Origin of the sequence: Sphingobacterium chuzhouense (assembly GCF_014692525.1) — a bacterium.
Lineage (GTDB): Bacteria > Bacteroidota > Bacteroidia > Sphingobacteriales > Sphingobacteriaceae > Sphingobacterium > Sphingobacterium chuzhouense.
The window spans coordinates 300,419-318,665 of the sequence record NZ_JACNYL010000001.1 but is presented as its reverse complement, the minus strand read 5'-3'; the positions used below and the strand labels follow the sequence as shown (position 1 = coordinate 318,665).

Genomic DNA, 18,247 nt, shown 5'->3' with positions numbered 1-18,247 from the left:
AAAGACTAAAATATCAAACTTATGGTTTACAAACGAATTTTATTAGGTGCGTCAGTATTGATGTTCACTTCGGTCGCTTTCGGCCAAATTAAGATTAACACGAAATCAATTGGAGCAGCTACGAAAGCTGTACAGGCTGTCACCCTCTCCAATGAGGATGTTATCAACTATACAAAAGAATATATCCAGTGGATGGATCAAAATAATCCTGTAGCACCAGACGATCATGAGTTTGCGGTACGCTTGAAAAAGCTAACGGAGAATTTGAGCAACTACGATGGTCTTGACCTAAATTTTAAAGTATATCTTGTGCGAGACGTCAACGCGTTTGCCTGTGCAGACGGAAGCGTACGCGTATGTGCTGGGTTGATGCAGGAGATGGATGATCAGGAGGTCCTTGGCGTTATCGGACATGAAATAGGACATGTGAAAAACATGGATTCGCGGGATGCCTTCAAAAATGCCTTGATGACTTCGGCGCTGAAAGACGGTGTATCTTCACAAGGAGGAGGAGCGGGTGCCCTATCAAATTCGCAATTAGGCGAACTCGGCGAACAGGTGGCAAATATGAGTTTTTCACGCAAGCAAGAGAGTGCAGCGGATGATTATGGGTATAAGTTTTTAAAAGATAATGGTGTGAACCCTTGGTATATGTCCATGTCTTTCGAGCGCTTACTTGAGTTATCTGGAGATACTTCGGAAGGAGGCTTGACTAAAAAGCTTTTCTCTTCCCATCCCGATACTAAAAAACGTGTAGAGGAAATGGCAAAAAAAGCAGAAAAAGACGGATTCGAAAAACCATCTAAATAAAAAAGAAAAGCCCGAGTATTGCTCGGGCTTTTCTTTTTTATCTCTTTTTGTTTTGCTGTTGTGCTTGTTGTTGGCGCATCATTTCTTCCATTTTTTGTTGGAAAGATGATTTCTTAGCCGCTTTCGGATTCTTCTTATGTTCCTCAATTTTCGCCAATATCTTATCATCGTCGATAAATTGACGGATAATAAACTGCGTGAGGAATGTCAAGACTGCCGACAAGAAATAATAGTAGTTTAATCCTGCAGGGAAGCTGTTCAACACAAAGAAGAATATCAAAGGCATAAAGTACCCGATATATTTCATTTGGTTGTTGGCAGCAGCACCCGATGTCGCATTGTTATACCATGTTGTCAATAATGTAGTCAACGTCATGAGTACACACATAAAAGAGATGTGGCCGATTCCGAAAATCGGAGAAAAAGTAATCGGTGCATCATACGTTGATAAATCCTTTACCCAAAGGAAACTTTCGCCTCTTAGTTCAAATAGATTCGGGAAGAAAAAGAAGAAAGCGAGTGTAAAAGGCATCTGTAATAATAGAGGCAGACACCCACCTAGCGGATTTACACCGGCTTGCTTATACAGTTTCATGGTTTCCTGCTGAAGTAGCATAGGGTTGTCGTCACCTACTTTCTCTTTAATTTCGTCGATTTGCGGCTTCAATACGCGCATTTTCGCCATTGACTTGTAAGATTTGTAAGTCAACGGAAATAATACACCCTTCAAGATAAGTGTTAATATTAATATAATAACACCGTAACCCAAATGGAGGCCGTCAAGAACATCAAAAATAGGTACAGTGATAAACTTATTTATCCAGCCCATAGGTCCCCAGCCCATTTTAATGATTTTCTCGAAATCATCGCCGTGTGCTTTTAGTATTTTATATTGATTGGGGCCGAAAAAGAAATTGAACGTGTAATGGTTGTCTTTTTGTGCGGAGAAATCCAAATCTGCAGCCGCTTTGTAGTGTTTTATGATGCCGTCATTTGAATCGAAAGCTACAGTTAGTTCTGTGTTATTTAGCGGTTGACTCGACGTTAGCGCGGCAGAAAAGAAGTGCTGTTTGAACGCAATCCAGCTTAATTTTTCCTCGATATTCTCTTTGTCGTCACTCGTTTCGGAAAGGTTGTCGACATTTCCGGCAAGTTCTTTATAAAATATCGTTGACCGTTCGCGTTCAGATTTTGCATTCCGTTCTTTTCGGAGCAAGGTGGTTTCCCAATTCAATCCGATGGAGCTGGTTTTAACGTCCATGAGGTTTTGGATGCCCACGGCTTTGACATCGAGGCCTACGTTGTAATCGTTACCTTTAATCGTATACGTGTACTCGAGATATTGGGTTTCACTATAGTTTAATCTAAAGCCTATCGATTGTGTAGATTCTCCTGTGACTGAAATATCACCACTTTGTGCCGTGAAGTTCAAGTCACCGGTATTGATGTTTTCTCCATTTGCTTTGAAAACAAAGCCAAATTGGTTCTGACCCTCGTCAATAATCATGAGCGGTTTTCCGTCATAATTTGTTTCGTTCTTTAACTGAACAGATCTGACTTGTCCACCTTTAGAACTTATCTTGGCAATAATTAACTCGTTTTCAAGCGTGACTATCTGCTCTTCTCCTAGCCGAGCGTTACCAAACGGCTTATTCGAGATTTCAGCAGTGTCTATTGTTGATGGCGAACTAGCGCTTAACGTGTCTGTCGTTGGAGGAAGGCCTTCTCTAACTCTTTTTAATGAATCCTGAAGTCTTTGTTCTTGCTTAAGCTCTTGCTCCGTAGGTTTCATCAAATAAAAAGAGCCTGCCAGGATTCCGAAAATCAGCACTAATCCAATGAGGGTATTTCTATCCATTTTTTATTTTTTAATTTTCAAATTATATATTATAAGTATGCCTTAGCTTTTTTTATAGGCTATCGCAGCGGCTACAAAGCTAACAAAAAGTGGGTGAGGATTTGCTACGGTCGATTTTAACTCCGGATGAAATTGTCCTGCTACGAAGAACGGATGATTTTTCAATTCGACAATTTCAACCAGTCCAGTTTCCGGATTTTTTCCGGAAGCGATCATACCGGCTTCTTCATATTGTTTTAGATACGCATTGTTAAACTCGTAGCGGTGTCTGTGCCGTTCGGATATTTTGGTCTTGCCATAAATAGAATAGGCTTTTGTGCCTTTTTTGATTTCGCAGGCGTATGCTCCCAGGCGCATGGTGCCCCCCATATCGGTAATGGATTTTTGCTCTTCCATTAAGTTAATAACAGGGTGAGGTGTTTTTTCGTTCATCTCAAAGCTGTTCGCCTTTTTCAGTCCAAGCACATTTCTTCCAAATTCGATGACAGCGCATTGCATACCCAAGCAGATACCAAAGAATGGGATCTTGTTCTCTCGTACATATTTAATAGCGCTCAGTTTGCCATCTAATCCACGTTCGCCGAAACCAGGGGCAACCAAAACACCCGCAAGATCTTTCAATTTCTCGACTACGTTTTCGTCGTTTATGCTTTCTGCGGCAATGTACTTAACTTTTACCTTGGTCTCATTCATCGCACCTGCATGGATAAAAGCCTCCGTGATCGATTTGTAAGCGTCGGGAAGTTCAACATATTTACCGACTAGGCCTATGCATACCTCACTTGTTGGATTTTTGAGTTTGCCTAAGAACGTTTTCCAGTTTTCTAAATCCGGTTCGTTCTTGTTAGATAACTTCAGTTTTGCTAAAGCTGTTTTGTCCAATTGCTCCTTAAGCATGTTCAATGGTACATCGTATATAGTAGGTGCATCAATGGATTCTACTACAGCATTGATATTGACGTTACAGAATTGGGCAAGTTTTTTTCTGATATCGTGCGTTAGTTTATGCTCCGTACGGCACACGAGAATGTCGGGTTGTATACCGTATTCCAAAAGCGTTTTTACGGAATGTTGAGTGGGTTTAGTCTTTAATTCCCCCGCAGCTGCTAAATAAGGTACGAGTGTGAGGTGTATTACCAAAGAATCACTATTGCCAAGTTCCCAACGCAATTGTCTTACTGCTTCAATGAACGGAAGTGATTCTATGTCGCCTACTGTACCACCTAGTTCTGTTATAACGATGTCATATTCTCCCGTTTGTCCTAGGAGTTGCATTCGACGCTTAATTTCATCGGTGATATGTGGTACGACTTGAACGGTTTTGCCTAAATAAGCCCCTGCGCGTTCTTGATCGATAACATGTTGATATATTCTTCCCGTTGTGACGTTGTTGGCTTGTGAGGTAGGAACATTTAGGAATCTTTCGTAATGGCCTAGATCTAGATCGGTTTCAGCTCCATCCTCAGTAACATAGCATTCTCCGTGTTCGTATGGGTTCAACGTCCCTGGATCGATGTTGATGTAGGGGTCAAATTTTTGGATAGTCACTTTAAGCCCCCGAGCTTGTAGAAGTTTGGCCAAGGAAGCAGCGATAATGCCTTTTCCTAACGACGAGGTTACGCCGCCCGTAACGAAGATATATTTACTCATAGCAATAATGGAATTTCAACTATTTCAAGCCTTAAATACGGCTTTAAATCTGCTTTATGTACGGGATACAAAGATAAGTTTTTTTCCGATACTAACGGAAATTAAAGCATAAAAAACCCTAACGCATTATTTGTTGGATGTACTATGCATATCGTGAGTGGCTTGGAGAATTAGAAAGGGTATAAAAAAAGCCGCTACATTAATAACGGCTTTTTTTATTTCTTGAAGCATTGGTTTTGTTATACACGTTTTGCTTTGATACGCGCAGCTTTACCGGTAAGACCGCGTAAATAGAATAATTTAGCACGACGAACTTTACCAACGCTATTAACTTCTATTTTTTGAATGTTAGGTGAATTCACAGGGAAAATACGTTCAACACCTACACCGTTAGAGATTTTACGAACGGTAAAAGTCGCGTTAGTACCTTCGCTGTTTAACTGGATAACTACACCTTGGTACACCTGAACACGCTCTTTATTTCCTTCGCGAATTTTATAATGAACGCTGATGGTATCTCCTGCTTTAAAAGCGGGGATTTCATTTTTCACTACCGCTTGTTCTTCTACAAATTTTACTAAATCCATGATTTCGAGTAATTATTAAACGATTTTATCCTGAAAAAATCGGAATGCAATATTACAGCTTTTATTTTAAATAAAAAAATACTTTTTTAAAAACCTATTGTAAATGCTTTTTTGATAGGCGGGTGCAAAAATAGAAAAAATATTTTTATTTCATATTGTGATTTTTCTTTTGGACGTCGCGAGGAAATCAGAAAGGTGTCTGGAAGATTTCTGTTGTTATGAGATTGGGCGATGTTTAAGGGCTTTTTCTGAAAACAAAGAAGAGGAAATAGGATTATCATGCAATCAATGAGCTGGTTAGGAAATAATCTTAAATAAAGTATTGACAGTAATAAAATATGCCGTATATTTGTGCCACACAAAAAAGGTGATGCCTTTTCGGGGTGTAGCGTAGCCCGGTATCGCGCCACATTTGGGATGTGGAGGTCGTAGGTTCGAATCCTGCCACCCCGACAAAAGCTCGACGAAAGTCGGGCTTTTTTTGTTTTAGTCGGGGATGAGTCTATAGGAGCCTCACAGATGAACATACGGTCGAGCTAAAGGATTTCACCGGAATGGTGGATGCCAGAGTACATCGGAAACTAGAAGCTCTTATTGAATATTGTACAACTCATGGTTTTGGTTTACTGTTAACGAATGGTCGACATAGCATAGAAAGGTTATTGGAAAAAGAGTACAATAAGGATTTTGAAAATGCGCTTATTGACGGGCTTAATGAACAGGGTGGAAGAACTATTTTCTTTAATGAATTCAAAAAAATTCAAGAGACGCATCATGGGCAGTGGATTGAATTTTTGGCTATTGTATTAAAAAACAATCTTGGATTATATCCGTTCCCGTTTAAGCTAACCAAAAAGAATAACTACAGTAAATTTAGAGAGGTTATCATTAAAGCAACCAATAATAAATAAGCTTGATGAAAAATACAAAGAGGTGATATTTTTATTTTAGCTTGTTAGATTCATAGACGTGTTTCAACGGACGGTTTCTCTGGACCGTAATATCTTATAGATGATGACCTCTCTTGGTTTTTAGATTGCGGTTGTAAATCCTGGAGTCTGCAACGGTTGAAAATAAAAAAGAACTGTTAATTTAGTATTGTATTTAGATATCCAATACTAACTATGTTTAAACCACATTCAACTACAGACAAACAACTCAAAACTTTACTAATAAAATTAAAAATATATATTATGAAAAATCAAGCTACCTTCAGACCTGCTTACTTACTTTTGATGATATTCATAAACATACACCTTAATAGCGGATGTAAAAAAGAAGAACAGTGGATAAATGCTACTGTATTAGATTTTGGAAACCCGAAGGTTGACGGCTGTGGTTTTGTAATTGAGATTGATGGAAATATTTACTTTCCTGTTAACCTTGGAGAGAAGTATCAAACGGACAAAAAAGAGGTTAAACTACAATACAATATACTTGAAGATATGCATGCGTGCGGATTCCCTCAATCTGGGGCTAAATACCAAAAAGCTAGCATTAAGGAAATTAGAGATAGATAACAACTTGGGTAATCGGGTCGTTTAATATAATAAAAGCTTAAGAATGACAAAACCGGACCTTAATGTAAAACTGAGGCCGACAGAAATTTCAGATTTAAACATTTTATTTGAATTCCAATTGGATATGACGAAATATATGTAACTTTTGAGTATGATAAAATAGGAGTGTTGAAAATTTTGTAGTAAAGATCAGAGCAAATTTTATTCGCGTATATATGAAAAACTTTATTTTGCTTATAATTTCGGTGATTTTTTTATCGAGTAATACGCTAATACAAGAAGAGACCGTAACTTTATCGGTGAAACCGAATGTTTTCGATCTCTCCCAACTCCCTGAGACGGTAGAAGTGACTATGACAAACAATACGCGAGAAACGATATTGGCGGGATTGCATTATTGGATTGAGCGTTATGAAAATAATGAGTGGGTAAAAGTATCGCCTGATCAAGTTTTTGAGGATGTAGGCTATAACTTCTCGCCTTCGGTTTTTTATACGTATGAAAAGAACCTTTTCAAAGAAGAGATTGATTATAAAGTCGGGAAATACAGAATTGTTAAATATTATCTAAAGTCTGACTATCAAGAAACAAAAGAAGAAGTCAGGGTATATGCCGAATTTTACATTAAGGAAATACGGAATGGACAACGTAGATAATTCTGAAAATTGAAAGAGTGGGTGCGTTGGCCATCGACGAGACAAAAAAAGAGCGCAAAATCTGCGCTCTTTTTTTGTTGTCCCACCTGGATTCGAACCAAGACTAAATGAACCAAAATCACTTGTACTACCCTTATACTATGGGACAAACTTTTGTCGAAACAGCTTGTTTCCGTTTTGACGATGCAAATATACGTCAGTTTTTAAAACTTACAAAAAAAAATGTCTAAATTCCTATATCCAGACTGATTCTCAACGAAATATTTTTTAGTCTACTGTTGTTGCACCACTTGTAGTCCTGTTGTTTGTAACAAACTTCGTTAAAATGTGCAAATAATATTTAATAGTCGGTTTGTATTCCTTATTTTCGGAGCATATTTTAGAATAACCTTATCTAGTATAGAATGGATTACAAGAAGATTAATAACCTTTTGGGATGGATATGTGCGATCATCGCGACGATAATGTATGTCATGACGGTAGAGCGCACGGTGAGTTGGTGGGATTGTGGGGAATTTATCGCCTCGGCGTATAAAATGCAGATCGTGCATCAGCCTGGGGCACCATTGTTTCTCATGATACAAAATATTTTTTCCAATTTGGCCATGGGCGATACTACTCGCATTGCATTTTGGATGAATATTGGCTCTGCCGTATGTAGTGGTCTAACTATTCTGTTTTTATTTTGGACAATTACAGCTTTGGCACGTAAAGTATTCGTTGGTACTTCTCGCGATGCCGAGGTGAGTCAACCGCAATCGTTTTTAATCATGGCGTCCGGTGCGGTGGGAGCGTTGGCATACGCCTTTACGGATACATTTTGGTTCTCCGCAGTAGAATCGGAAGTCTATGCCATGTCTTCACTCTGTACCGCTGTTGTATTCTGGGCTATATTAAAATGGGAGGCACGGGCCGACGAGCCGCAAGCCGATAAATGGCTTATCCTCATAGCATACGTTATGGGACTGTCCATTGGGGTGCATTTGCTGAATTTGTTGGTTATTCCGGCTATTGCACTGGTTATTTATTTTCGCAAAACAAAAGAAAGTACGGGTCCAGGTATTTTAAAAGCATTAGCTGTAGGTGTCGTCATATTAGGTTTTATCCTTTGGGGGATGATTCAATATTCCGTTAAAATTGCGGCTTATTTTGATCTGTTTTTCGTGAATACGCTCGGTTTAGGCTTTGGCTCCGGACTTGCATTTTTTATCCTATTGCTTGTCGGTGGACTTACCTATGGGATTTACTATTCAACTAAAAATAAGAAATATGTCTTAAACATAGCCATGATCAGTACGGCGTTTATTATTTTGGGATATAGTTCTTTTGCTATGATTATGATTCGGGCAAAAGCTGACCCTACGTTAAATAATAGTGATCCGGACAATGCGTTTTCGTTCCTTAGTTATTTGAACAGGGAGCAATATGGTGATGAACCTCTTTTTAAGGGGAAATTCTTTGACGCCCGCCCAACAGGAGTAGAGGACGGCAAGAAAGTGTATCGTAAGGATGGGTCTAAATATGTAGTTGCTAAACGTAATCCGGTATATAGTTACGATCGAGAAACCATATTTCCGCGGATCTATAGCGATAAAGGAGGCCATCCCGAATATTATCGCGAATATTTGGGCTTGGGGCCGAACGAAACACCGACATTTGCGGATAACTTAAAGTTCTTTTTTGGTTATCAGATAGGACATATGTATGGGCGTTATTTTCTATGGAATTTCGCCGGTCGCCAAAATGACCAGCAGGGACATGGCTCTTTTACGGAAGGAAATTGGATAAGTGGTGTCAAACCAATCGACAATATGTTAGTTGGCGGACAAGACGTCTTGCCGACCTCGGCTAAAACAGATCCATCTCGTAACACCTATTTTTTCCTTCCGCTTATCTTGGGATTACTAGGCGCTTTTTGGCATTTTGGGAAACGGCAGCGTGATGCCGGTGTAGTAGGTCTATTGTTTTTCTTTACTGGTATTGCCATCGTGCTGTATTTGAACCAAAATCCCCTGCAACCGCGTGAGCGAGATTACGCATATGCCGGTTCGTTTTACGCGTTCAGTATCTGGATTGGGTTAGGTGTCATGGCGATTGCGGATTTTCTCCGAAAGAAGACGAATCTTAAGGTTGCTGGGTATACCGCAGCAATTGTGGGCGTCTTGGCAGGCCCGGTCATCTTGATTGCCCAGAATTATAACGATCACAACCGTTCGGAGAAGTCATTGGCTCGCGATATGGCTCGAAATTACTTGGAATCCTGTGCGCCAAATGCGATTTTGTTCAGTTATGGTGATAACGATACTTATCCACTATGGTACGTGCAAGAGGTTGAAGGGTTCCGTACGGACGTTCGTGTTGTCAATTTGAGTTTGCTTAGTGCGGATTGGTATATGAAACAGATGATGAAGAAAGTCAATGATGCCGATGCATTGCCGATCAATATCGATCCGGAATTGATTAAAGACGGCGTGCGCGATGTCATTTATTATCAAGATTATAATATTCCGGGATATATTCCAGTGCAGGACCTTCTGAAAGTGATGTTGTCTGACAACCCGCAGAATAAAGCTCAGTTGCAAAGCGGTGAATTCGTTAACGTGCTGCCAACTAAGAAAATGGAATTAACGGTGGATAAACAAGCTGTATTGGCCAATAATGTTGTCCCTAAAGAATGGGAATCCGCTATTGTGGATACTATGCGTTGGACTTATAGCCAGAACTATGCGAGCCGTGCAGAACTTTCTATGTTAGCGATTCTGGCAAACAATAATTGGGAACGCCCTATCTATTATACAATTACGACACCGGAAAGCAACTATATGGGGCTAGATAGGTATCTGGTGAACGAAGGATTTGCTTATCGCTTGATGCCGGTCGATTTCGGATTGAAGGAAGGGGATCCTTCGACGATCGAGAACGTAGATCAGATCTATGATAATGTGATGAATAAATTTTCATGGGGCAATATCGGAAACGCATCGTATATAGATCCGGACTCTTATCGCTATATCAGTATGTATGTGGGATCGATATATGGTCAATCAGCACAGCAGTTATTGTCAGCAGGCGAAAAGGAGAAAGCGAAAAAATTAGTGTTAGATGCGTATGAAAATATGCCAAAAAGAGCTTTTCTCATGTCAGAGGTAATGGGGTATGTACCACTTTTGGGTGCGATGTATGAACTAGGCGAAACTGCTAAGGCCAATGAAATCACACAGCGGAACTTAACATTTATCCGGGAGAACATGGCTTATTACGAAGCGGTTGCCCAAACGAAATCTAATCTGGAATACCGGAATATGCGTTTCGGATTGGCGTCGATTCAGCGATATAAACAAATGTTGGATGACGTCAATCAACCCGAATTGCAAAAGCAAGTTGACGAATTATATAATGCGTATAGACACTATTTTGAACAAACAGGAGAATAAAAACAAGAAAAGCCCAAAAAAATACGTTATTTTTGCTTAAATATTCCCGTAATGAAACAATCCATTTTATTAGAAGGAGCCAAATTTCAAATAACAATTAAGCGTCTTTGCCAACAACTGATTGAGAATCATGGCGATTTTTCTAATGCCGTGCTCATCGGGATTCAACCACGTGGTACCTATTTGGCGAAACGTATTCAAAAGGAACTTAAAGCAATGACCAGTGTGGAGGTACAGTTGGGTATTTTGGACATTACGTTTTACCGGGACGACTTTCGAATGAAAGGTGCTAATCCATTGGCGGCAAATAGTACGGATATCGACTTTATGGTGGATGATAAAAACGTTATTTTGATTGATGATGTGCTGTGGACTGGACGAACTATTCGTTCAGCTATGGATGCCATACAAGCTTTTGGTAGACCCGGAAAAATGGAACTCCTTGTGCTTGTCGATCGTCGTTTTTCTCGTCAAATACCTATTCAACCCGACTATATCGGGATACAGGTGGATTCCATAGATTCACAAAAAGTGATTGTGAGCTGGCAGGATATTGACGAAGCAGATAGCATTGTGCTGATTACGGAAAAGAAATAAAGCGAAAGAAAATTTTCACAACATGTCAACTACAATTGAGCAGCTAAGTACAAGACATCTTCTAGGAATAAAGGATTTGAATGAAAATGATATCCAGCTTATCTTAGATACGGCGGCAAATTTTAAGGAAGTATTAAATCGTCCGATAAAGAAAGTGCCTTCCCTACGAGACATTACCATTGCAAATGTCTTTTTCGAAAATTCTACACGTACACGTTTGTCATTTGAACTGGCGGAAAAACGCCTTTCTGCTGATACCATTAATTTTGCAGCTTCTTCTTCGTCTGTTAGTAAAGGCGAAACCCTGATTGATACGGTCAATAATATTTTGGCAATGAAAGTTGATATGATCGTCATGCGGCATCCCTACGCCGGAGCCGGTATCTTTCTAAGCAAACATATCGATGCACAAATTGTCAATGCTGGAGATGGCGCCCATGAGCATCCTACACAAGCGTTACTCGATTCTTTTTCTATTCGGGAACGGTTCGGTGATGTTGCCGGACGAAAAGTAGCCATCGTAGGCGATATATTACACTCACGTGTTGCTTTATCGAATATCCTTTGCTTGCAGAAACAAGGGGCAGAGGTAATGGTATGTGGCCCTACGACCCTTATTCCTAAATACATCAGTTCACTTGGTGTTAAGGTGGAACATAATTTACGTAAAGCTTTACAGTGGTGTGATGTGGCTAATATGTTACGTATTCAGCTCGAGCGACAGGAAATAGGCTATTTCCCTTCATTGCGTGAATATTCCATGCTTTATGGGCTCAATAAAGACATATTGGATTCCTTAGATAAAGAGATTACAATTATGCATCCTGGTCCTATCAACCGGGGGGTGGAGATTACATCGGATGTAGCTGATAGTAAACATTCTATTATCTTGGAGCAGGTGGAAAACGGAGTGGCAGTACGTATGGCTGTACTTTATCTGCTTGCAGGGCAACGGGGGTAAAATATAAAGGTTGATCTTTGGGTTTACTAAAATATGAAAAAATAAAATATGCCCAACTTTTAAAAGTTGGGCATATTTTTTGGGTAAAAAGTTCGTTATAATTGCATGGTTACCAACAGATGTTAAGAACTTTTGAGGAAAACGTGAAAGTTTAGTTATAATTTAGTATCCTGAAGAATTGAGCCTTGAGGTGAGGCGTTTTCATGTATAATGCGAAGATTTAGTTGTTGAATAATTCATCAGTATGAATAAGAAAATTTATGGTGTAGGAGTGGCATTGAGTTTAATGGGAACCACGGTGTTTGGACAGCAGACGGCCTGGCAACAGATAAACAATGCATACAAGTCTGGAATGGAGTTGTTTGAAAGAGGGAAATTTAGCTCCGCTGCAAAGCAGTTTGATCGGGTGGAAGACATTCGAACTAAATCTACCTTGCAACTGGACGAAACGGAAGAACTTACGCTGATTAAAGAAAATGTTCGTTTTTATCAGGCAATCTGTGCTCTTGAGTTGGGGGATACCAATGCCGAATCCCGTTTTTTGAAATACATCAAGGACTATCCGGCCAGCGCGAATTCTAAAGCTGCCTATTTTCAGATAGGACGGTCGTATTACGCGAAGAAAGACTACACTAAGGCCATCGAGTGGTTTGAGAAAATCGATAGCAAGAATCTTGCGGGAGCGGAAAATGTCGAATACCGTTTCAAATTGGCTTATGCAAAGTTTATGACCAATGACTACGAAGCTTCTAAGCCACTTTTTGAACGGTTGAAAGACGAAAGTGGGCGGTATCAAGAAGCATCTATCTATTACTACGCTTATTTGAGTTATTTGGATGCTGAATACAAAACAGCATTAAATGAGTTTGAAAGACTAGAAGGATCGAAGACGTACGAAAACAGCTATCCTTATTATATTACGGCGCTTTACTTTTTGGACAAGCGTTACGATGACGTATTGAACTACGCTTTGCCTATTTTGGATCGTACCAAGCAAGAGAACGAAACGGAGCTTTTCCGTATTGTGGCGGCAACCTATTTCATCAAAGGAGATTTAGAAAAATCAAAAAGTTATTACGACAAATTTCAGGCTCAGGATCAAGGCAAAACACAGAACAATCAGGATAGCTATCAGATCGGTTATATTGCTTATAGACTGAAAGACTATGATAAAGCCATCAGCGAGCTGGAAAAGCTGAGTGAGCCAGATGCCTACTATCAGAGTGCGATGATGACGCTGGGAGATGCTTTTTTGAAAACCGGAAATAAACAAAGTGCACGTAACGCTTTTTTTAGAGCTTCAAAATTAGATTTTGATCCAGAGCTTAAAGAAGAGGGGCTTTTTAATTACGCTAAGCTGTCTTACGAGTTGGAGTTTCATCAAGTAGCATTGGATGCGACGCAGGAATATTTAGATACATATCCACGTTCAGCGCGTTTAGAAGAAGCAAAAACACTATTGGCAGAGGTGTTGTTGAGTACAAAAAACTACCGTGCTGCGGTCGATATTTTGGAGAGTATTGGAAAACGCGGTCGGGACGCAAATGCAGCTTACCAAAAGGTGACTTATTATCGTGGACTGGAGTTCTACAACGAACGTGCTTTTGAGAATGCCATCTCCATGTTTATGCGCTCCGAAGCCCACCGATACGATGAAGAGATATATGCATTGGCGTTGTACTGGAAAGCCGAAGCCATGTACGAAGTACGTAAATATGGCGAGGCAGTGGCCAATTTTAATAAGTTCATGCAATTGCCAGCGGCACGCAAAACAGACGTCTATAGTTATGCGAATTACGCATTAGCTTATGCGGCATTCCGTAACGATCGTTATAATACCGCAGCGAATTATTTTGAACGCTTTTTGGCTACAGGTGGTAAAGAGGGAATTGAACTGAATACACGTAATGATGCTATTGCTCGTTTAGCAGACTCTTATTTTGGTATGAAAAACTACGGTCGGGCTATGGAGTATTATAATCGGCTAATTAGCTCTAATGCGGCAAGCCAAGACTACGCGTTGTTCCAAAGAGGGATTATACAGGGGCTACAAGGAGATAACAATTCGAAAATCGCTACATTAAATTCGGTTGTAGCGAAGTATCCGAAATCAAATTATGCAGATGATGTAGCTTTTGAGATTCCCTATACCTATTTCTTAATGGGAGATCATGACCGTGCGATTGATGGGTTACAGAAGATGGTAGAAGATTACCCGCGTAGTAGTTATGTGCCGCGTGCACTCGTGACGATTGGATTGGTACAATATAACAAAAATGATAACGACGCGGCATTAAAGACTTTTCAACGTGTAGTAGATCAATACGCAATAACTGATGAGGCACAGCAAGCCATGCGTTCTATCGAGAATATCTACCTGGATAAAGGAGATGCTACGGGATATATTCGTTACGCAACGAGTACCAACATTGGCGATTTAAGTACTGCGGAGCAGGATGCTCATACCTTTAGTGTAGCAAAGACATTATTTGACAGGGGCAACTATCAAGGAGCAGTCGAAGCAATCAATGCTTATTTTGATAAATTTCCGAAACCAATTCAGGAAAAACACGCACGCTTTATCCGAGGAGAAAGTTATGCGCGATTAGGAAAGGATAATGAAGCCCTTCATGATTTTAATATTATCATGAACGATTGGACAAGTGCTTATACCGAACAAACATTGGTTAGTGTTGCCAAATTACACCTAAACAAAAAGGCATACAACGAAGCCGTGCAGGTGTTGCGAAAGCTAGAGTTGACTTCCGAATATAAGTCGAATTACGGTTTTGCAATCAAAAACCAGTTGATCGCTTACTATAATATAGGCGACTATGCAGAGACACAGACTTATGCGAAATTGCTAAAAGAACACGATAAATCTTCGGAAGAAGATATCGCGCTTGCTCATCTTTATTCCGGTAAAGCTTATGTGGCTACCAATAAACCGGCGGAAGCGCTGAAAGAATTTAATCTGGCGGCGTTGAAGAGCAATACGATTACCGGTGCAGAAGCGAGATATCTTGTAGCGGAGCAACAACTGAAAGCGAAACAATACGATAAAGCGATTGAGTCAGCATTCGATATTTCCAATACCTTTTCTTCGTATGACTATTGGGTAGCGAAAGGATTCATCCTCATGGCAGATGCCTATTCAGGAAAAGGCGATTCCTTCCAAGCGAAGTCAACATTGGAAAGTGTAATAGATAATTATGATAATGAAGAGGACGGCGTGCTAAAAGAAGCGAAGTCTCGTTTACAAAAAATGAAATAAGTAAGAATAGGAAAGAATGATGAAGCATAAAACAGTATTTAAGAATTACGCTATCATGGCGTTGTTACTTGGTATAGGTGTGGAGGGATATGCACAGCAGCGGGATACCGTTCCGGACAGACCGGTAACGATCGATTCTTTTGATATCGTCCGTGACTATAGACCTATTCTTGCGGATGCGGTTAAGATTCGCCGTAGTCCGGATATGACAAACAAACGCAGCTACATGCCAAAGCTGTCTTACGGAAATATACCGGACAAAAAGTTGGATATCAATACCGGATTAAAAGAACTGGACGTACAGGAAACACCGTTTTCACAAGCGCAAGATCTACGAAGCAACTATGTGAAGTTTGGCTTAGGAAATTTCAATACGATCTTAGGCGAAGGTTATTTCTCTTATGATGAATATGAGGATATGCAGGTAGGTGGTTTCCTAAAGCATTTAAGCCAAAAAGGTAGCTTGGAAGGGCAGAAATTTTCGCGCCAGGAAGTAGGTGTATTCGGTAGACGAATTTTACCGCTATTTACGGTAGATGGTTTGGTCGGTTATAACCGCTATGCCACTAACTTTTACGGGATACCATTCGCAGATGATGGTACGACGACCCTAAACCCGTCACCCGAAAGTCAAGCATTCAACGATATTTATTTTACCGGTGAATTAACGAGCAATTACGATCCGAATGATGATCAGGCAGTAAGCTACTCGGCAAAGTTGGACGCTTACTCGTTTAGCGATAAGTTTGATGCGAAGGAAACATCGGTCGCATTATCCGCTTATTTAAATAAGCGCGTGAACGCTTTCAATGTTGGTGCAAATGTGAGCGTGGATATTAACAGTGTCGATGGTACGAACAATATAGCCAATGGTGGAAGAACGAAGAACTCCCTGGCGGTATTAAATCCGTATATCCGTTTTAAAGGTGATAACTACGCGATTACGTTAGGAGCTAACTTTATTCCCGAGTTTGGCGATAGCACGAGCTTCAATATTTTCCCATCTGCTGAAGTGGATTTCGCTTTAGCACCGGAGTACTTCCATATTTTTGGAGGAGTGAACGGCGGAGTGAAAAAAGCATCTTATCGTGAATTTGCTAGACAAAATCCATTTTTAGGGCCCAATCTCGCCATCCAAAATATGGTAGAGCGCTTACACATCTTTGGAGGGATCAAAGGAAATGCCGGAGCAACATTTGGCTATAAAGTAAAAGCGATATACCGGCAATTGGAAGGCATGCCTTTCTTTGTGAACGATATGGAGAGACCTTTCCAGTTCGGTATGGTATATGACGGAGATGGAGATAAAGCGGTAAAACACGTTGGGATAGAGGGAGAGCTTAACGTTCGTCTTTCCGAATTGGTGAATTTAGGTGGTCGCTTGAATATTGACCAGTATACGGCAGCCCAGCAGGAGGAAGCTTGGCATACGCCAAAATTACGTTTGGCAGCAAATGCTCGCTTTAATATTTCGGAAAAACTATATATAGACGCAGAAGCACTGTTTCACGGTATTTCTTACGCGAAAGCGTTTGACTATGATCCGGCTACGGGAAGTGTGATTTCAGCAGATGACTATTATAGAAAAGAAATCCCATCTTTCTTCGACTTGAGCGCAGGGGCTGAGTATAAAGCAACAAAACAACTCGGACTATTCGTGAAAGCAAACAATATTTTTAATACAGAATACCAAACATATTTATATTATCCAAAACTCGGATTTAACGTGCTCGGAGGAGTAAATTTTTCATTTTAATCGCAGAACATTATAACTTTGTAAGTTAATAGAAAATAGGATGAATTTAGGTAAAAACGTTTATAATCTGTTAAAAAGGCAATCCGAGGTATATGTAGAAGGGTTGGGCTCCTTTAGGCGGAATCATACGCCGGCAACGTATGATGAGAAGCGGAATGTTTATCTTCCTCCTATTACCTATATCGATTTCGATAGAACAAGTAAGCAAGGATACGATTTTATCCAATATATACAACAACTCCAGCTTATAGACCGGAAGGAGGCGGGGGAAGCGGTGGCGTTACAAGTGGCAGATTTGCTTCGTCGTGTACAAGAAGATGGTCAGGCGAAGCTAGACGATTTAGGTCATTTGGTAAGTTATGGAGATAGTTATGTATTCAAAGCATTGGATCTATCGGGTTTCCATTATGAACCTGTAGAAGCAATAGCCGGGCAACCGCGATCTGTCAAAGAGGATACACTAGAGCCAGAGCAACCAAAGGCCGTAGAACCTGTAGAGGAGGAGATGCCTATTGTAGTTGATGAACCGCAAGAGGAAATACCAGTAACAGCAGAGATAGAACAACCTGTTGCAGCAGATATTGTGGAACCAACTGTTGTTGACGAAAAGGGAGTATCAGCATCACGTAGTAACACGATATGGTACGTCATTATCGTATTGATCGCTTTGGGTATTATGGTCGCGTTGTATTTAGCAAATCAAAACCAACCGACAGCGACGTCAAAACAGACACCCGTGACGACCGTTGATTCGAATCTGAGCGGACAAGATACAACAGCGCTTTCTCTGGCGGGAGATTCTACAAAGGTCACTGATTCATTGACACAGCATCCTGTAGATAGTGCCAAATTAAAAGCAATAGAGAAGGGGCCGTTGGTTCCTGAACACCACACGTGGCAGATTGTCATTGGATCACATAAAACGTTGGCACAGGCTTACGAACAAGCGGAATCATATAATAAAGCCGGGTTTCCTCGGGTAAGGGTCATTCCGAGTAACCTGGCAAAGAATCGCAAGAAAGTAATTTGGGATTCTTATGAAACAAAACAGGAGGTGGATTCGGCATTAAAATATGTGCAAAGGCATCACATAAGGGATGCTTGGCCGGATAAGATAAGATAGGGTTAACAAATAAAAAAAATA

Annotated in this window: 13 protein-coding genes and 1 tRNA gene; 11 read left to right on the top strand and 3 right to left on the bottom strand. The window is 40.3% G+C overall.

Annotated elements, in window-relative coordinates; translation table 11 throughout:
• Positions 1-21 precede the first annotated feature (21 nt).
• On the top strand, positions 22-810 hold the full coding sequence (locus H8B21_RS01360; RefSeq protein ID WP_190311998.1) for a M48 family metallopeptidase: 789 nt from the start codon (positions 22-24) through the stop codon (positions 808-810).
• Between the two features lie 37 nt (positions 811-847).
• Here the strand turns inward: H8B21_RS01360 and yidC are convergent, their stop codons facing one another.
• From yidC to rplS, 3 genes are all read right to left on the bottom strand, one after another.
• Positions 848-2,668 carry a membrane protein insertase YidC gene (yidC, locus tag H8B21_RS01355; RefSeq protein ID WP_190311997.1) on the bottom strand — a complete coding sequence of 607 codons (1,821 nt, stop codon included), beginning with the start codon at positions 2,666-2,668 and terminating at the stop codon, positions 848-850.
• Between the two features lie 42 nt (positions 2,669-2,710).
• A complete protein-coding gene (locus tag H8B21_RS01350) occupies positions 2,711-4,318 on the bottom strand; it encodes a CTP synthase (RefSeq protein ID WP_223814766.1) in 1,608 nt (535 codons plus the stop codon).
• A 239-nt stretch (positions 4,319-4,557) separates the two neighbouring features.
• A complete protein-coding gene (gene rplS, locus H8B21_RS01345) occupies positions 4,558-4,905 on the bottom strand; it encodes a 50S ribosomal protein L19 (protein ID WP_165293809.1) in 348 nt (115 codons plus the stop codon).
• A 379-nt stretch (positions 4,906-5,284) separates the two neighbouring features.
• On the opposite strand from rplS, the gene H8B21_RS01340 reads away from it, so the two are divergent.
• From H8B21_RS01340 to H8B21_RS01295, 10 genes are all read left to right on the top strand, one after another.
• Positions 5,285-5,358, top strand: a tRNA-Pro gene (locus H8B21_RS01340).
• Positions 5,359-5,459: 101 nt separating this feature from the next.
• The gene (locus H8B21_RS01335; protein ID WP_190311996.1) at positions 5,460-5,816 is read left to right on the top strand and encodes a hypothetical protein; all 357 of its coding nucleotides are present in this window, start codon (positions 5,460-5,462) and stop codon (positions 5,814-5,816) included.
• Between the two features lie 282 nt (positions 5,817-6,098).
• Positions 6,099-6,425, top strand: a complete 327-nt coding sequence (locus H8B21_RS01330) for a hypothetical protein (protein ID WP_190311995.1) — start codon at positions 6,099-6,101, stop codon at positions 6,423-6,425.
• A gap of 215 nt (positions 6,426-6,640) precedes the next feature.
• Positions 6,641-7,081: an immunoglobulin-like domain-containing protein gene (locus H8B21_RS01325; protein WP_190311994.1), complete on the top strand. Its 441-nt coding sequence runs from the start codon at positions 6,641-6,643 to the stop codon at positions 7,079-7,081.
• Positions 7,082-7,485: 404 nt separating this feature from the next.
• Positions 7,486-10,515, top strand: a complete 3,030-nt coding sequence (locus tag H8B21_RS01320; RefSeq protein WP_190311993.1) for a glycosyltransferase family 117 protein — start codon at positions 7,486-7,488, stop codon at positions 10,513-10,515.
• Between the two features lie 51 nt (positions 10,516-10,566).
• On the top strand, positions 10,567-11,112 hold the full coding sequence (gene pyrR, locus H8B21_RS01315; protein WP_190311992.1) for a bifunctional pyr operon transcriptional regulator/uracil phosphoribosyltransferase PyrR: 546 nt from the start codon (positions 10,567-10,569) through the stop codon (positions 11,110-11,112).
• Between the two features lie 22 nt (positions 11,113-11,134).
• Positions 11,135-12,073: an aspartate carbamoyltransferase catalytic subunit gene (locus H8B21_RS01310; RefSeq protein ID WP_190311991.1), complete on the top strand. Its 939-nt coding sequence runs from the start codon at positions 11,135-11,137 to the stop codon at positions 12,071-12,073.
• A gap of 244 nt (positions 12,074-12,317) precedes the next feature.
• Complete coding sequence (locus H8B21_RS01305; protein ID WP_190311990.1) at positions 12,318-15,347, top strand: tetratricopeptide repeat protein; 3,030 nt, start codon at positions 12,318-12,320, stop codon at positions 15,345-15,347.
• 16 nt (positions 15,348-15,363) lie between these two features.
• The gene (locus tag H8B21_RS01300; RefSeq protein WP_190311989.1) at positions 15,364-17,103 is read left to right on the top strand and encodes a TonB-dependent receptor; all 1,740 of its coding nucleotides are present in this window, start codon (positions 15,364-15,366) and stop codon (positions 17,101-17,103) included.
• Positions 17,104-17,143: 40 nt separating this feature from the next.
• Entirely contained in the window at positions 17,144-18,226 is a 1,083-nt protein-coding gene (locus H8B21_RS01295) for an HU domain-containing protein (protein WP_190311988.1), read from the top strand.
• The last annotated feature ends 21 nt before the right edge of the window (positions 18,227-18,247 follow it).